This window comes from Endozoicomonas sp. Z74 (assembly GCF_057680865.1).
In genome coordinates this window covers 1-1,163 of record NZ_JBLYZI010000248.1, presented here as the reverse complement: position 1 = coordinate 1,163, position 1,163 = coordinate 1, and the positions used below count along the sequence as shown (strand labels likewise).

The 1,163-nt window shown below is 49.5% G+C and carries 2 protein-coding genes; both read right to left on the bottom strand.

Annotated elements, in window-relative coordinates; translation table 11 throughout:
• Positions 1-793: IS3 family transposase (locus ACNRUY_RS26560; protein ID WP_488114674.1), on the bottom strand; the 793-nt coding region annotated here is incomplete at its 3' end.
• Positions 790-1,098, bottom strand: coding sequence for a transposase (locus ACNRUY_RS26555; protein ID WP_488114673.1), 309 nt, complete (start codon positions 1,096-1,098; stop codon positions 790-792). The genes ACNRUY_RS26560 and ACNRUY_RS26555, both read right to left, overlap by 4 nt.
• Positions 1,099-1,163: the final 65 nt, after the last annotated feature.

Sequence of the window (1,163 nt, the reverse complement as noted above, 5' to 3'; positions counted from 1 at the left end):
TGTTATAGAACATTTCGATGTACTCGAAGATACTGGATCGGGCCTGATCAAGTGTTTGAAACCGCTCCGCATAAACCAACTCAACTTTGAGTCGACTAAAAAACGATTCCATAGCCGCATTATCCCAACAGTTACCTTGTCGACTCATGCTAGGTTCACATCCGTTGCGTCGTATAAGGCTTTGATACCGTGTTGCCCGATACTGTACGCCACGATCCGAGTGGATCATTAAACCAGGCTGTATGTTCCGCTGTGCAAATGCCATTTCCAAGGCCCGTGTGATGAGCTGTTCTGTCATCGTTGTATCGAGCGACCAGCCGACGATTTTGCGAGAGTAGAGATCCATGACGGCGGCAAGATACAGCCATCTATCTTTAACCCAGATATAGGTGATATCAGTTGTCCACTTCCGGTTCGGCCCTCCAGCGCTGAAACGACGATTCAGCTGATTATCCGCCACGCCGTAGATGGCTTCAGCACTGGGTGAGTATTTAAATGACTTGCCGTTACGCGCCTTGATGCCAGCCTGTTGCATCAGGCGGGCCACAGCATTCACACAACACTGTATACCCAAAGCATTCAATTCCCGGGTGATCCGCGGAGCCCCATACCTGGCCTTGTAGGATTTGAAGGTCACCATAACCGCCGCCTCAAGCTTTTTGCGACGCAGTTGACGGTTGTTCTCACCGGCAGCTTGCCATCGATAAAAGCCAGAACGAGAGACACTCATGACCCGGCACATAAGCACCAGGGTGTAGGTAGCCCGGTACCTGGCGATCAGGGCGTACTTCATTCCTGGCTTTTCGCGAAGTACGCAGAGACCTTTTTTAAGAATTCGTTCTCTTGTTGTAGTCGTGTGTTCTCACGCTTGAGACGGCGAACTTCTTCGGATTCTTTCTTCGAGTAGTCAACGCCATTGAGCGAGTTGAACTGTTTATCAGATAAACGTGTGAACTGACGTTTCCAATTGTAGATCTGCTGTACGCTGATACCGAGCTGTTCAGCAACAGCAGAAGCTTTGTGGTCTGGTAAGCCTGCCAGACGAACAGCTTCTTTTCGGAACTCTTCGGTATAAGCAGGGTTTCTATATCGGCTCATGATACACCTCCCAGTTAGACTGTAATCTAACTTAGCGGGGTGTCCACAATTCGTGGGTAACTCCT